Source organism: Variovorax sp. TLI9-5A (genome assembly GCF_056867935.1).
In genome coordinates this window covers 1,631,913-1,646,019 of sequence record NZ_CP200310.1, presented here as the reverse complement: position 1 = coordinate 1,646,019, position 14,107 = coordinate 1,631,913, and the positions used below count along the sequence as shown (strand labels likewise).

The following is a 14,107-nucleotide window of genomic DNA, read 5'->3' as shown; positions in this document are numbered from 1 at the left end:
CTGCTCCTTAGCCAGCGATCGCGCCGATTTGCAGCTCGGTGAACTGCTGGCGATGGCCTTGACGTTTCTGATAGTGCTTGCGACGGCGCATCTTGAAGATGCGAACCTTGTCGTGCTTGCCGTGCGACAGCACAGTGACCGTCACTGTTGCACCGGACACCAGGGGCGTGCCAACCTTGATTTCAGCGCCGTTGCCGACGGCCAGAACCTGGTCGATCACGATTTCCTGGCCTACGTCCGCAGCAATCTGTTCTACTTTGATTTTCTCGCCGGAAGCAACGCGATACTGCTTGCCACCGGTTTTTATGACCGCGTACATGTAAACCTCTTAGAAATGAGTCTCCACGGCGAATTCCGCAGAGCCCGCGATTATAGCGCGGTTTGTGCCCCCTAGCCACTTTCAGGGCGCAACCCCACCGGCAAGCCGCTTCGGCTCCCTATAATTTGCGCCTTCCGGCCCTGCACCCGCCTGGGCCGCCCACACACAACACTCAGCAGCGCCCCGCGCCTTCGCTTTGCCAGTTCCAGCCGCCGACACCTCCCCCACCGCCACCGTGCTGGACCTGATTGCCGGCGACATGGTCGAAGTCGACCGAGTGATCGCCCGCCGCCTCGACACGGGCGTGCCGCTGGTCAGCCAGGTTTCCAGGTACATCATTTCCGCCGGCGGAAAGCGCCTGCGACCAGCACTGCTGCTCCTGATGTCGGGAGCACTGGGCTATACCGGCGAGCAGCGCTTCAATCTGGCGGCCGTGGTGGAGTTCATTCATACGGCAACCCTGCTGCACGACGACGTGGTCGACGAATCGACCCTGCGGCGCGGACGGGCTACGGCCAACGAATCATTCGGCAACCCGGCCAGCGTGCTGGTCGGCGACTTCCTCTACTCGCGCGCATTCCAGATGATGTTGGATGCCAACAACATGCGTGTGATGCAGATCCTGGCCGAAGCCACCAACATCATCGCCGAGGGCGAGGTGCTTCAGCTGATGAACATGCACGACGCGTCGCTGGACGAAGCGGCCTATCTGCGCGTGATCCGCTCGAAGACGGCGAAGCTCTTCGAAGCCAGTACCCGCCTCGCAGCCGTACTGGCGAATGCCACGCCCGAAATGGAAGAAGCCTGCGCCACCTACGGCCAAGCGCTGGGCACCGCCTTCCAGGTGATCGACGACGTGCTGGACTACACGGGCGACGCCAACGAAACAGGCAAGAACGTCGGGGACGACCTGCGCGAAGGCAAGACCACGCTGCCTCTCATTTTTGCAATGCAACGAGGCAGCCCGGCACAGAGTGAACTGGTACGCGCCGCCATCGAGGCGGGCGACACCGCCCAACTGGGCAAGGTCATCGAGATCGTTCAGGAAACCGGCGCCCTGGATGCCTCGCGCGCGGCTGCCGCAGCCGAAGCGCAACGCGCGATCCACGCACTAAAAGATTTCCCGTCCAATTTGCACGCTTCAGGTTTGCTACAATTGGCGGCTCAGTTGCTTGAGCGACGTGCCTGAACACCTCACCTGAGTTGGCATCTAGGACGATTTCTTTTTTCTTGCAACCATCGGGGTGTAGCTTAGCCTGGTAGAGCGCTACGTTCGGGACGTAGAGGCCGGAGGTTCGAATCCTCTCACCCCGACCAGCCTTTGGCTGGCATTAATGGACAAATGGCCAGCCTGTTGCTGTGTAGCGATTTACAGCACAGGACTGTTCAGCGATGATCGTGAAGCAAATTTTCACATCTTTTTCACTCGCTGAATGGCTGCAGCCGAACTTCCTGTTAAAGAACCTTCGCAAATTGCCCTACCCGGGCTTGCGCGCGCCCTGGTCTCGGCCGGCAAGTTGCCTGCCAGGGTCGCCGAGGACATCTATCAGAAGTCCCTCAGCGGTCGCACCAGCTTCATCGCTGAGCTGACCGGCTCCGGCGCCGTCTCGGCAGCCGACCTCGCCCACACACTTTCCTCCGCATTCGGCGCCCCGCTGCTCGATCTCGACGCCATCGACCCGCAGCGCCTGCCGAAGGATCTGGTCGACCAGAAGCTGTGCCATGCATACCGCATCGTCGTCCTCAGCAAGCGCAACAACCGTCTGATCGTTGCGACAGCCGATCCCTCCGATCAACAAGCCGCGGAAAAGATCAAGTTCGCCTCCCAGATGGGCGTCGACTGGGTCATCGCCGAATACGACAAGCTGTCGCGGATGATCGAGGCCGCCGCCGTCAGCGCGGCGGAAACCATCAACAGCATCGTCGGCAGCGAGTTCGAGTTCGACGACGTTTCCGCCGAGACAACGAACGAGAGCAACGACCAGGCCATCGCCGAAGTCGAAGATGCGCCGGTCGTGCGCTTCCTGCACAAGATGCTGCTCGACGCCGTGAGCATGCGGGCATCGGACATCCACTTCGAACCCTACGAGCACAACTACCGCGTGCGCTTCCGGGTCGACGGCGAGCTGCGCGAAGTCGCCAGCCCACCCACCGTCATCAAGGACAAGCTGGCCTCGCGCATCAAGGTCATTTCCAGGCTCGACATCTCGGAGAAACGCGTTCCGCAAGACGGCCGCATGAAGCTCAAGATCGGGCCCGACCGCGTGATCGACTTCCGCGTGAGCACGCTGCCCACGCTGTTCGGCGAGAAGATCGTGGTTCGTATTCTCGACCCGAGCAGCGCACGACTGGGCATCGACGCCCTCGGCTACGACGCGGATGAAAAGGCGCGGCTGCTGCATGCCATCGGCCGCCCTTACGGCATGGTGCTCGTCACCGGCCCCACCGGCTCGGGCAAGACGGTGTCGCTCTACACCTGCCTGAACCTGCTGAACCAGCCCGGCGTGAACATCGCGACGGCTGAAGACCCGTCGGAAATCAACCTGCCCGGCGTCAACCAGGTCAACGTCAACGAACGCGCGGGCCTGACCTTCGCGGCTGCGCTGCGCGCCTTCCTGCGCCAGGATCCCGACATCATCATGGTCGGCGAAATCCGCGACCTCGAGACCGCCGACATCTCGATCAAGGCGGCCCAAACGGGCCACCTGGTGCTCTCCACGCTGCACACCAACGACGCGCCGACCACGCTCACCCGGATGCGCAACATGGGCATCGCGCCGTTCAACATCGCCTCGAGCGTGATCCTGATCACGGCCCAGCGCCTCGCGCGGCGCCTGTGCACCGTCTGCAAGCTGCCGGCCGACGTCCCGCGCGAAACGCTGCTCGAGGCGGGCTTCAAGGAAGAAGAGCTCGACGGTTCCTGGAAGCCCTACCGCCCCGTCGGCTGCTCCGCCTGCAGTGGCGGCTACAAGGGCCGCGTCGGCATCTACCAGGTGATGCCGATCTCGGAAGCCATCCAGGAAATCATCCTGCGCGACGGCAGTGCGCTCGACATCGCCACGCAGTCGGAGGCAGAGGGCGTGCGCTCGCTGCGCCAGTCGGGCCTGCGCAAGGTCATGCAAGGTCTCACTTCGCTCGAAGAAGTGGTGGCCTGCACCAACGAATAACGAACATACCGAAGACCGGAGATCGAATGGCTACAGTGGCATCCTCTCGCAACCAGCCTACACACAAGGAATTTGTCTTCGAATGGGAAGGCAAGGACCGCAACGGCAAGCTGGTGCGCGGCGAACTTCGTGCTGCCGGCGAAAACCAGGTTCAGGCCGCGCTGCGCCGACAAGGCGTGCTCGCGTCCAAGATCAAGAAGCGCCGCATGCGCTCGGGCAAGGCGATCAAGCCGAAGGACATCGCGATCTTCACGCGCCAGCTGGCGACCATGATGAAGGCCGGCGTGCCCCTGATGCAGTCCTTCGACATCGTCGGACGCGGCAATGCGAACGCGAGCGTGGCCAAGCTGCTCAACGACATCCGAAGCGACGTGGAAACCGGCACTTCGCTGTCAGCCGCCTTCCGCAAGTTTCCGAAGTACTTCGACAACCTCTACTGCAACCTGGTGGAGGCGGGTGAAGCGGCCGGTATTCTGGAAGAACTGCTGGACCGGCTGGCTACCTACATGGAGAAGACCGAGGCGATCAAGTCGAAGATCAAATCGGCGCTGATGTACCCCACTTCCGTGATCGTCGTGGCGTTCGTGGTGGTGGCCATCATCATGATCTTCGTGATCCCGGCGTTCAAGCAGGTGTTCACGTCGTTCGGAGCCGACCTGCCTGCCCCGACGCTGTTCGTGATGGCGATGAGCGAGTTCTTCGTCTCCTACTGGTGGCTGATCTTCGGCGGCGTCGGCGGCGGGGTCTATTTCTTCCTGCAAGCATGGAAACGCAACGAGCGCTTCCAGCGATTCATGGACCGCCTCTTGCTGAAAGTGCCGATCTTCGGCGCGCTGATCGAAAAATCCTGCGTTGCCCGCTGGACCCGCACACTGGCCACCATGTTCGCCGCCGGCGTCCCGCTGGTCGAAGCGCTCGACTCCGTGGGCGGCGCCTCCGGCAATACCGTCTACGGCGACGCAACGACAAAGATCCAGCAGGAAGTCTCCACCGGCACCAGCCTCACGGCCGCAATGACCAACGCCAACCTGTTCCCGTCCATGGTGATCCAGATGACCGCCATCGGCGAGGAATCCGGTTCCATCGACCACATGCTGGGCAAGGCCGCAGACTTCTACGAATCCGAGGTGGACGACATGGTCGCCGGCCTCTCCAGCCTGATGGAGCCGATCATCATCGTGTTCCTCGGCACCATCATCGGCGGCATCGTCGTGTCGATGTACCTGCCCATCTTCAAGCTCGGCCAGGTCGTTTGATGCTGGTTTCGCGGGAGTTCGACACCGTCTTCGCCGGTGTCCTGGGGCTATTGATCGGCAGCTTCATGAACGTCGTCATCTACCGCGTGCCGGTGATGATGTACCGCGAGTGGCTTGCCGACGCCGTCGCCAATCTCATGTCGTCGAAGGACGCGCCCTCGCTCTGGTCGCTGGCATTCGGGCCGAAGGTCGCGGCGCCAGCCGGGCTGGAGGCCGCGGCCGACAAGGCGGCCGAGATCGTCGAGAAACAGCCCCCTTTCGACCTGATGCGCCCCGCGTCGCGCTGCGGCGCCTGCGGCCACAAGATCCGCTGGTACGAGAACATCCCCGTGCTGAGCTATGCCGTGCTGCGCGGGCGTTGCTCTTCGTGCAAGACCACCATCAGCCCGCGCTACCCGCTGGTCGAACTGGTCACTGGCGCCCTGTTCGCCCTGTGTGCCTGGCGCTTCGGCATTACACCAACGGGGGCGCTGTGGGCCGCATTCGGCGCCTTCCTGATCTGCCAGTTCCTGATCGACTTCGACACCCAATTCCTGCCCGACTCGCTCAACTACCCCTTGCTCTGGCTCGGCCTGATCGGCGCGGCCATGGGCTGGACAGGTGTTTCGTTGAGTTCGGCTGTCTGGGGCGCTGTGTTCGGCTATCTGAGCCTCTGGCTTGTGTACCATGCCTTTCGCCTGGTCACGGGCAAGGAAGGCATGGGCTATGGAGACTTCAAACTGCTGGCGGCGCTGGGTGCCTGGCTTGGCGCCGACTACCTCATCGCGATCATCCTCGTCTCTTCGCTGGTGGGCGCGGTGATCGGCATCTCTTTGCGCATCGCCGGCAAGCTGGCGCACAAGGACATCCCGATCGCCTTCGGCCCCTTCCTGGCCGGTGCGGGCCTCGTCTGCCTCGTGGCGGGCCCCGAAGTCGTGAGGCAGTGGATTCCGTTCGCCTTTCCGCTCGGCGCACTGATCCACTGACATCCGCATGGTGGTGCGGCGCATCGGCCTGACAGGCGGCATAGGCAGCGGCAAGAGCACTGTCGCCGGCCTTCTGGTGGCCCAGGGGGCGGTGCTCGTGGACACCGACGCCATCGCGCGTTCCATCGCCCTGCCGGGCGGCATCGCGATGCCCGCCCTGGAAGCCGCCTTCGGCCCCGGGGTCATAGACCCGGCCGGCGGCCTGGACCGAGCGGCAATGCGCCAGATCGTGTTCGCGGATGCCGGTGCCAAGGCCCGGCTCGAATCCATCCTCCATCCCCTGATCGGTGCCGAAACCCAGCGCCAGGCCGCCGCGGCGGGCGAGGATGCGGTCGTCGTGTTCGACGTTCCCCTGCTGGTCGAATCCGGCCGCTGGCGTGCCATCGTCGAGCGGGTGCTGGTGGTCGACGCCACCGAGGAAACACAGCTGAAACGCGTCGTCGCGCGCTCGGGTTGGGCACCCGAGACGGTCAAGGCGGTGATCGCCCAGCAGGCGCCGCGCCGGGCACGCCGGGCTGCTGCCGACGCCGTGATTTACAACGAGTCCCTGACCCTGGAGGAACTCGCTCAAGAGGTCCGGGGTCTCTGGGAGCGGTGGGCTAAGTCAAGCACGCGATAATTTGGGGTTGACGCCGCGACGGCAAAAGGACGATCACGTCAAACGGCGCATGCCCAAGCGCCCCTCACGATGCTTTTCAATTCGTATCCCTTCATCTTCGTTTTCTTCCCGCTGGTCCTGATCGGCTTCTTCCTGATCGGTGCGCGCAGCCCCCGGTCGGCGGCGGGGTTCCTGGCACTGGCTTCCCTCTTCTTCTACGGATGGTGGAGCGTCAAGGCGCTTCCCCTGCTGCTGGGATCGATCTGCGTCAACTACTGGTTCGGGCTGCGGCTCACGCCCTCCCCCAGCCGGGAAGACAAGTACCGCAAGACGCTGCTGATCATCGCGCTGGTGGTCAACCTGGGGGTGCTGGCGGTCTTCAAGTACGCCAACTTCTTCCTCGAGAACGTCGATGCCGGCCTGGCCGCGGCGGGCCTTCCGCAGATCGATCTGGTGCACATCGTGCTGCCCATCGGCATCTCGTTCTACACCTTCACCCAGATCGCCTTCCTGGTCGACTGCTGGCAGGGCAAGGTGCACGAGCGCAGCTTCATCCACTACGTGCTGTTCGTGACCTACTTCCCGCACCTGATCGCGGGCCCCGTGCTGCATCACGCGCAGATGATGCCGCAGTTCAACAGCCCGGCCACCTACAGGATCAACGCCAACAACATCGCGCTGGGCCTGGGCATCTTCGTCTTCGGCCTCGCCAAGAAGATGCTCATCGCCGACCCGATGGGCCAGTACGCCGACATGATGTTCAAGGGCGTGCATGAAGGCGTGATGCCCTCGCTGTACACGGCCTGGTTCGGCGTGCTGGCGTACACGCTGCAGATCTACTTCGACTTCTCGGGCTACTCCGACATGGCCGTGGGCCTGTCGCTGTGCGTGGGCGTACAGCTGCCGCTCAACTTCAGGTCGCCCTACAAGTCGACCAACATGATCGAGTTCTGGCGCCGCTGGCACATCTCGCTGTCGACCTTCCTGCGCGACTACCTCTACGTGCCGCTGGGCGGCAACCGCAAGGGCCCGACGCGGCGCTACATCAACCTGTTTCTGACGATGCTGCTGGGCGGCCTGTGGCACGGCGCCGCCTGGACCTTCGTGATCTGGGGCGCGCTGCACGGCTTCTACCTGATGGTCAACCACTTCTGGAACGCCAAGGTGCGGCGCGGCAAGACCGGCAGCACGGTGCTCGGCCGCGTGGCCGGCTGGTTCATCACCTTCCTGTGCGTGATGATCGCCTGGGTGGTTTTCCGCGCCGACAGCATGACGGCCGCCATCGAAATCTACAAGGGCATGCTGGGCATGCACGGCGCGCCCGTGTCGGCCTTCAGCGAGTTCCGCGTGCCGTTCCGCAAGCCCGAGTTCTTCCAGACGCTTCTGGTCGGCATCGTGATCTGCCTGGCACTTCCCCCCACGATCACGCTCGACCGCTGGATTCCCGCCGTCGCCGGCCTGGCCGGGCGCCCGCGCCTGCAGCGCCTGGCCACCTGGATCACTGGCCTGGGCTGCGTCTATCTTTTCGGTCTGTGCGTGTCGAAGTTCGGCAGCTACAGCCCCTTCCTCTATTTCCAGTTCTGAAATGAATCTCCCCCAGGCTTCGCGCACTTCGTGTCGCTTCTCCTGCCCCCTCGCCGGGGGCGACGCCGGTGGCCCGGCAAAGCCGGTTCCACGGCGTCCCGCGAATGGAACACGTCAGGGTCATGCGCTGGAGACCATTCGGACCGCCATGGAGGGCTGAGATGGAAGACACGAAATCGGCCAGGACCTGGCTTCGCATCTTCGCCGCGGGCTATCTGGTGTGCTGCGCGCTGCTGCTCGTCAGCCTCTTCACGCCCATTCCCTACGGCGACCTGACCCGCATCGGGCGCATTTCCGAGCGCGAGTTCGGCTGGCACGAGCCGCCACCGCCCATTCCCGATGCCGACGTCAAGACCTGGCCCATCAACGAATCCGACATCCTGGTGATCGGCGACAGCTTCTCCGTGCGCTACGCATGGCAGTCGTCGCTGGTGGGCGCGGGCTACAAGCTCACGACCACGCACTGGGACAACCTGGGTGGCGTCGTGTGCGACGATTTCTCGGGCTGGCTCGAGAAGTCCGGGTTCAAGGGCAAGGTGGTCATCGTCGAGAGCATCGAGCGCCTGCTTTCCGACCGCATCGAGAAATCGGAGTCGTGCAAGACCATGAAGCATGCCTTCAAGCCGACGCCGCCGCCTTTCGAGAACCCCTCCAAGCCCGCTCCCGGCTTCCAGCTCAACTGGGACGCCCAGCTGCTCAGCGGCTGGTTGACATACCAAAACACCAAGGAGATCCTGGCCTCCGACAGCTGGACCAACACGCCCGATCGCTGGGGCCCGCTGATCGACGCGCGCGTGGTACCCGAGGGCTGCAAGCAGTTCAGCCACCGCGCTTGCAACAAGCTGCTGATGACCGCCGAAGACCGCGTCAATCCGGCGCTGACGGCCGAGTCCGCGCAGTTCATGAAGCGCTTCGAGAGCACCGCCGCGCCCTACAAGGTGGTGTGGATGGTCGTGCCCAACAAGACCAGCGTGTATTTGCAACAAAACCATGCCGACGCGTTCCGGGCCGCGTTCAACCCGCAAAATATCGGCCCGGACCTGTTCGCGCTGGCCGAGCAGAACCGCTTCAAGATGAAGGATCTTTTCCCTGCCAACGAGACCCACGTGTCGACCCGGGGTTACATTCTTTTCGGGCAGCGTATGCTGGAGGCTGTGCGCGAGGTGTTCCCGCCACCGGTCGCCAAATCGCAATGAGCTCGAACCCGACGTGAAAAACCGATACGCGTGATCCTCTACGAGTACCCCTTCAACGAGCGCATCCGCACGTACCTGCGGCTCGAGCACCTGTTTCGCCGCCTCGGCGAGCTGGTGCCGGCCGAATCCCCGCTGTCCCACCACTACGCCCTGGTCACGATCTTCGAGATCATGGACGTCGCCGCGCGCGCCGACCTCAAGGCCGACGTGCTGCGCGACCTGGACAAGCACAAGAACGTCTTCAACAGCTACCGGGGCAATCCGGCCATCGCCGAGGCCGTGCTCGACCAGGTCGTCGGCCAGCTCGAAGGCAACTTCGCCACCCTCAACAGCGTGGCCGGCAAGGCAGGCCAGGCGCTGACCGAGAACGAGTGGCTCATGAGCATCCGCAGCCGCGCCGGCATTCCGGGCGGCACCTGCGAGTTCGACCTGCCCGCCTATTACGCCTGGCAGCACCGCCCCGCCGCGAGCCGGCGCGCCGATCTCGAACGCTGGTCGAACACGCTGTCGCCCCTGGCCTCGTCGATCTACCTTCTGCTCAAGCTGCTGCGCGACGCCGACGTGCCCTACAAGGTGATCGCGGTCAACGGCCAGTTCCAGCAGAACCTGCCGCAGGGCCGCAGCTTCCAGTTGCTGCGCCTGCGCATCGACCCCAAGCTGGGGCTGATTCCCGAAATCAGCGGCAACCGCCTCATGGTCTCGGTGCGCCTGATGCGCCACGACAAGGACGACCGCCTTCACCAGAGCTCGGAAGACGCCCCCTTCGAGCTCACCCTCTGCGCATGACGACCGAGGTGAACAGCAAGGGCGAGCGGATCGTGCGCTGCCCCTCCTGCGGAGGCGACAGCATTTATGCGCCCAGCAATGCCTACCGGCCTTTCTGCAGCGCGCGCTGCAAGGGCATCGACCTGGGCGCGTGGGCCAGCGAGGATTTCCGCATGCCAGCCGAGGCACCGTCGGACGACGAGCCTTTCGGCGATCCCAAGATCCAGTAGGAAAAGCCTGCGCCGCTGGCCTGCGGGCACAGCGGCCGCTTACTTGCCAGCCGCGCCTTCGTCCAGCAGCGCCGGATCGATGTACGTCGCGAAGCTGCGCGCATACTGTGGCCGGAGATGGCCGATGTCCTTGTAGGCAGGCGAACCGTCGTCCGGCATGCTGCGGATGCATTGGCCATCAGCGCACAGGCTGGCGAAAGGCTCGATGACCTTGGCCCCGTTGGCCTGCGCCACCTGCTTCAGCCGTGCGTTGAACTGCGCCTGGTCCTGCGGCATCGGCGCCTTGAGCTGCCCGGATTCCGACGTCATGCGCCCCAGGCGGCTTCCCTCGATCTGCCTGAGCGGGTCGAAATCCATGCCCACCGGATTGCCGAGCACCAAATAGACCGGCTTGTGCGCCGACAGCCGCTTCAGCACCTCGCCCAGCGACTTGAGCGACTGCTCGATGCCGTCACCGCCGAGGAACCGGTGCACGGCCTTCCGGTCGTCCACGAAGTAATTCACCGTCGGCCCGGCGCCGGTGAAGTAGCAGCTCCAGCAAGCCCCCAGCACCACCGAGTCGACCTCCGGCTTGAGCGCCAGGTCGAGCACCGCCATGCGCCGCTCGTCGCAGCCGGTGTCCAGGCCGCTAAACAGGCCCGGCACCGGCGGGCACGAGCCCTTGGTCGCGAAGTACACGGTGCGCGCCTTGTCGGGCTGCGTGCGCACCAGTTCGAGCGCGCGCGGCGCGTATTGCTCGACGTGGCTGTCGCCGATCAGCAGCACGTTGTGCTTGCCGCTGCCGGCGCGGTAGACGAACTGGCCGCCCAGCGCGGCTTCCTCGAAGCCGTCGTAGTAGTTGTCCTCGCGCGTCGCATCGGCCACCGCCTGCAGGGCCGGGCTGTCGTGGCGCGGCAATGGCGTGCCCAGGAAGACCAGCACGCCGGCCAGCGCCAGCGCGGCGCCCGCACCAGCCAGCCCGCGCAGGATCGCCGGCGAGAGGTGCAGCTTGACGAAGCGCTCCAGGAAGCGATACGTGGCCCAGGCGAGCACGATCGACGCCACCACCAGCACGATGCGCAGCTGCAGAGGCGGCTCGCCGCCGGTCACGATGCGCGCGTAAGACAGCAGCGGCCAGTGCCAGAGATACAGCGGGTAGCTGATCAGCCCGATCCACACCATGACCCGGTTCGACAGCAGGTACTTGTTGAGCACGCCCCCCGGTCCGGCCGCGATGCAGCTTGCCGCGCCCAGCACCGGCAGCAGAGCCCACCAGCCCGGAAACGCCTTGGTGCTCCGCGTCATGAAGAGGCCGAGCACGATCAGCGCGATGCCGATGATCGACTGCAGATGCTTCTTCCACGCACGGGTGCTCACCGCCCCGTGAGCAGCGGCCTGCAGCTGCATGACCGCCAGCAGCCCGCCCGCCATCAGCTCCCAGGCTCGCGACAGCGGCGAATAGAAAGCCGCCGCACGATGCGGCTGCACCGTCAGCACATTGACGAGGAACGAGACCGTCGCCACCGCCAGCGTCACGCGCAGGATCGGCCAGCGCTTGCGCCAGGCCAGCCCCAGCATCAGCGGCCAGAAGATGTAGAACTGCTCCTCGATGCCCAGCGACCACAGGTGCAGCAGCGGCTTGGTCTCGGCGGTGGCGTCGAAGTAGCCGGCCTCGCCCAGGAAGACGAGGTTGGCGAAGAAGGCGGCGCCGCCCGTGGTCTGCTTGCCCAGCTGCGAGAACTCGCCTGGCAGCAGCACATACCAGCCGAAGGCCAGCGTCGCGAGCAGCACCAGCACCAGCGCCGGAAAGATCCGCCGGATGCGGCGTGTGTAGAAGTCGCGGTAGCTGAAGTCGCCCGCCGCCAGGCTCTGCAGGAGGATGGTCGTGATCAGGAAGCCCGAGATCACGAAGAAGATGTCGACGCCGATGAAGCCGCCCGGCAGCAGGCTCGGAAAGGCGTGGTACGCCAGCACCGAGCCCACCGCGATCGCGCGCAGGCCGTCGATGTCCGGGCGGTACTTGGGATGCATGGTCACGTCGTCTTCGATCGATCGGTCAGTCGGCTGGCGAGGGTTCGCTCAGCGCGACGGCTGCTGCGCGGGGGCGCTGCGCACGGTACGGTCGAAGTAGCTCGCCTCTTCCCGCGTGTAGCGCGGCCGCAGGTGGTCGGCGTCCTTGTATGCGGGGGCGCCGTCGGGCAGCGTGACCAGGCAATGGCTGCCGTCCTTGCACAGCACAGCCATCGCATCGATGGGTTCCGCCCCGCTCGCCTCGGCGATGGCGCGCAGCCGGTCGTTGAGCGCCTTCTGATCGGCCGGCAGCGGCGCCGTCGGCGAGGAAGTCATGGCCTCCATGTGCGTGAGGCGGCTGCCTTCGATCAGGCGCTTGGGCGTGAACTCGGGGCCGCCCGGGTTGTCGAGCAGCAGGAAGACCTTCTTGTGCCGCGCCAGCTCGCGCAGCGTGGCTTCCATCGAAGCCAGCGAGCGCTCGATGCCATCGCCGCCCTGGAACGGGTGGGCCTTGTTGTCGGCGCCGCGGTAGTAGTAGTCCAGCGCGCCGCGGCCGACGAAATAGCAGTTCCAGCAGCCGCCGATGACGACCGAATCGATCTCGGGGCCCATGGCGTAGGCCAGCATGGCGTCGCGCCGCTCGGCACAGCCGATGTTCTTGTCCGCATACACGCCGGGCACCGCCGGGCATGCGCCCTGGGTCACGAACCAGGCCGACTTGTCGGGCATCGACAGCGTGCGCGACAGCTCCATGATGCGCGGCGCGTACTGCTGCACATGGCTGTCGCCCACGAAGAGCACGCGCTTCGGGCCGCTGCCGGTCTTGTAGACCAGCTGCTCGCCGATCTGGTCGAGCTTGAAGCCTGCGTAGTAGTCGGCGTCGAGCGTGGCGTTAGCGACGATCTGCAGCCGGTCGCTGTTGTTGCGGGGGCCGGGCACGCCGAAGAAGATCGCGGTGCCCAGCGCGGCGATCAGCACCATGCCGCCGCCCAGCGCCTTGAGGATGCCCGTGCCGGGACGGCTTCTCGTGTAGCGTTCGACGAAGCGGTACGTGGCCCAGGCCAGCAGCACGGCGGCCACCATCGCGCCAGCGCGGTAGACCGGCGAGGGATGCAGCGGGTCGGCCTCCACGATGCGCACGAAGGCCAGCAGTGGCCAATGCCACAGGTACAGCGGATAGCTGATGAGCCCGATCCACACCATCACCCGGTTCGACAGCAGGTACTTGTTGAGCACCCCGTTCGGCCCCGCGGCGATGCAGCTCACCGCGCCCAGCGTGGGCAGCAGCGCCCACCAGCCCGGGAAGGCCTTGTTGCTGCGGATCATCACCAGCCCGAGCACGATCAGCCCCACGCCCAGCACCGACTGCAGGTGGCTGCGCCACGCGCTCGGCGCCGGCGGCTTCAGCCGCATGCAGGCCAGGATGCCGCCCACCATCAGCTCCCAGAAGCGCGAGGCCGGCGAGTAGAACGACGCCGCCGGCAACGGGTGCACCGTCGTCACGTTCACCAGAAGCGAGACCGCCGCCACGGCAAGTACCACGCGCACGATCGGCCAGCCCTTGCGCCAGGCGAGCCCCAGCAGCAGCGGCCAGAAGATGTAGAACTGCTCCTCGATGCCCAGCGACCACAGGTGCAACAGCGGCTTGGTCTCGGCGGCGGTGTCGAAGTAGCCCGACTCGCCCCAGAACACGAAATTGGCGACGAAGGCCGCCCCGCCCACGGTCTGCTTGCCGAGCTCGGCGAACTCGTCGGACAGCAGCAGATACCAGCCGGCGCACAGCGTGGCGAACAGCACCACGAGCAGCGCCGGGAAGATCCGCCGGATGCGCCGCGCGTAGAAGTCGCGGTAGCTGAAGTCGCCCGCCGCGAGGCTCTGGAGAATGATGGTCGTGATCAGGAAGCCCGAGATCACGAAGAAGATGTCGACCCCGATGAAGCCGCCCATCAGCGCCGTAGGGAAGGCGTGATACACCAGCACCGAGCCCACCGCGATGGCGCGCAGGCCGTCAATGTCCGGACGGTACTTGGGATGCATC

The 14,107-nt window shown here is 65.1% G+C and carries 12 protein-coding genes and 1 tRNA gene; 10 read left to right on the top strand and 3 right to left on the bottom strand.

All coding sequences use genetic code 11. The annotated features are described in order from the left end of the window. Positions 1 to 7 precede the first annotated feature (7 nt). Complete coding sequence (gene rplU / locus AC1VNX_RS08030) at positions 8 to 319, bottom strand: 50S ribosomal protein L21 (protein WP_057592097.1); 312 nt, start codon at positions 317 to 319, stop codon at positions 8 to 10. A gap of 196 nt (positions 320 to 515) precedes the next feature. Here rplU and AC1VNX_RS08025 point away from each other — a divergent pair, with 196 nt between their 5' ends. The 10 genes from AC1VNX_RS08025 (at position 516) to AC1VNX_RS07980 (ending at position 10,080) form a co-directional block, all read left to right on the top strand. Further along, a complete protein-coding gene (locus AC1VNX_RS08025; protein ID WP_483156224.1) occupies positions 516 to 1,508 on the top strand; it encodes a polyprenyl synthetase family protein in 993 nt (330 codons plus the stop codon). A 51-nt stretch (positions 1,509 to 1,559) separates the two neighbouring features. Further along, positions 1,560 to 1,636: transfer RNA gene (locus AC1VNX_RS08020), tRNA-Pro, on the top strand. Positions 1,637 to 1,752: 116 nt separating this feature from the next. Further along, positions 1,753 to 3,486, top strand: coding sequence for a type IV-A pilus assembly ATPase PilB (gene pilB, locus AC1VNX_RS08015; protein ID WP_483156223.1), 1,734 nt, complete (start codon positions 1,753 to 1,755; stop codon positions 3,484 to 3,486). Positions 3,487 to 3,512: 26 nt separating this feature from the next. Beyond that, positions 3,513 to 4,742, top strand: coding sequence for a type II secretion system F family protein (locus tag AC1VNX_RS08010; RefSeq protein ID WP_483156222.1), 1,230 nt, complete (start codon positions 3,513 to 3,515; stop codon positions 4,740 to 4,742). After that, on the top strand, positions 4,742 to 5,707 hold the full coding sequence (locus AC1VNX_RS08005; RefSeq protein ID WP_483156221.1) for a prepilin peptidase: 966 nt from the start codon (positions 4,742 to 4,744) through the stop codon (positions 5,705 to 5,707). Before AC1VNX_RS08010 ends, AC1VNX_RS08005 begins: the two co-directional genes overlap by 1 nt. 7 nt (positions 5,708 to 5,714) lie before the next feature. Continuing rightward, a complete protein-coding gene (gene coaE / locus AC1VNX_RS08000) occupies positions 5,715 to 6,326 on the top strand; it encodes a dephospho-CoA kinase (RefSeq protein ID WP_483156220.1) in 612 nt (203 codons plus the stop codon). 69 nt (positions 6,327 to 6,395) lie between these two features. Then, positions 6,396 to 7,889: an MBOAT family O-acyltransferase gene (locus AC1VNX_RS07995; RefSeq protein WP_483156219.1), complete on the top strand. Its 1,494-nt coding sequence runs from the start codon at positions 6,396 to 6,398 to the stop codon at positions 7,887 to 7,889. Between the two features lie 161 nt (positions 7,890 to 8,050). Then, positions 8,051 to 9,085 (top strand): hypothetical protein, encoded by a 1,035-nt coding sequence (locus AC1VNX_RS07990; RefSeq protein WP_483156218.1) that lies wholly within the window; start codon positions 8,051 to 8,053, stop codon positions 9,083 to 9,085. A gap of 30 nt (positions 9,086 to 9,115) precedes the next feature. Further along, positions 9,116 to 9,871 (top strand): cell division protein ZapD, encoded by a 756-nt coding sequence (zapD, locus tag AC1VNX_RS07985; protein WP_483156217.1) that lies wholly within the window; start codon positions 9,116 to 9,118, stop codon positions 9,869 to 9,871. Then, positions 9,868 to 10,080 (top strand): DNA gyrase inhibitor YacG, encoded by a 213-nt coding sequence (locus tag AC1VNX_RS07980; protein ID WP_483156216.1) that lies wholly within the window; start codon positions 9,868 to 9,870, stop codon positions 10,078 to 10,080. The genes zapD and AC1VNX_RS07980 overlap by 4 nt, the downstream gene beginning before the upstream one ends. 39 nt (positions 10,081 to 10,119) lie before the next feature. Here AC1VNX_RS07980 and AC1VNX_RS07975 read toward each other — a convergent pair whose 3' ends face one another. Further along, complete coding sequence (locus AC1VNX_RS07975; RefSeq protein WP_483161903.1) at positions 10,120 to 12,090, bottom strand: acyltransferase family protein; 1,971 nt, start codon at positions 12,088 to 12,090, stop codon at positions 10,120 to 10,122. A gap of 48 nt (positions 12,091 to 12,138) precedes the next feature. Beyond that, positions 12,139 to 14,106 carry an acyltransferase family protein gene (locus tag AC1VNX_RS07970; RefSeq protein ID WP_483161902.1) on the bottom strand — a complete coding sequence of 656 codons (1,968 nt, stop codon included), beginning with the start codon at positions 14,104 to 14,106 and terminating at the stop codon, positions 12,139 to 12,141. Between the last annotated feature and the right edge of the window lies 1 nt (position 14,107).

What these genes read in the sequence shown, in the direction of transcription:
- rplU (WP_057592097.1), bottom strand. Translation starts at nt 319, where the DNA reads ATGTACGCGGTCATAAAAACCGGTGGCAAGCAGTATCGCGTTGCTTCC.
- pilB (WP_483156223.1), top strand. Translation starts at nt 1,753, where the DNA reads ATGGCTGCAGCCGAACTTCCTGTTAAAGAACCTTCGCAAATTGCCCTA.
- AC1VNX_RS08010 (WP_483156222.1), top strand. Translation starts at nt 3,513, where the DNA reads ATGGCTACAGTGGCATCCTCTCGCAACCAGCCTACACACAAGGAATTT.
- AC1VNX_RS08005 (WP_483156221.1), top strand. Translation starts at nt 4,742, where the DNA reads ATGCTGGTTTCGCGGGAGTTCGACACCGTCTTCGCCGGTGTCCTGGGG.
- coaE (WP_483156220.1), top strand. Translation starts at nt 5,715, where the DNA reads ATGGTGGTGCGGCGCATCGGCCTGACAGGCGGCATAGGCAGCGGCAAG.
- AC1VNX_RS07995 (WP_483156219.1), top strand. Translation starts at nt 6,396, where the DNA reads ATGCTTTTCAATTCGTATCCCTTCATCTTCGTTTTCTTCCCGCTGGTC.
- AC1VNX_RS07990 (WP_483156218.1), top strand. Translation starts at nt 8,051, where the DNA reads ATGGAAGACACGAAATCGGCCAGGACCTGGCTTCGCATCTTCGCCGCG.
- AC1VNX_RS07980 (WP_483156216.1), top strand. Translation starts at nt 9,868, where the DNA reads ATGACGACCGAGGTGAACAGCAAGGGCGAGCGGATCGTGCGCTGCCCC.
- AC1VNX_RS07975 (WP_483161903.1), bottom strand. Translation starts at nt 12,090, where the DNA reads ATGCATCCCAAGTACCGCCCGGACATCGACGGCCTGCGCGCGATCGCG.
- AC1VNX_RS07970 (WP_483161902.1), bottom strand. Translation starts at nt 14,106, where the DNA reads ATGCATCCCAAGTACCGTCCGGACATTGACGGCCTGCGCGCCATCGCG.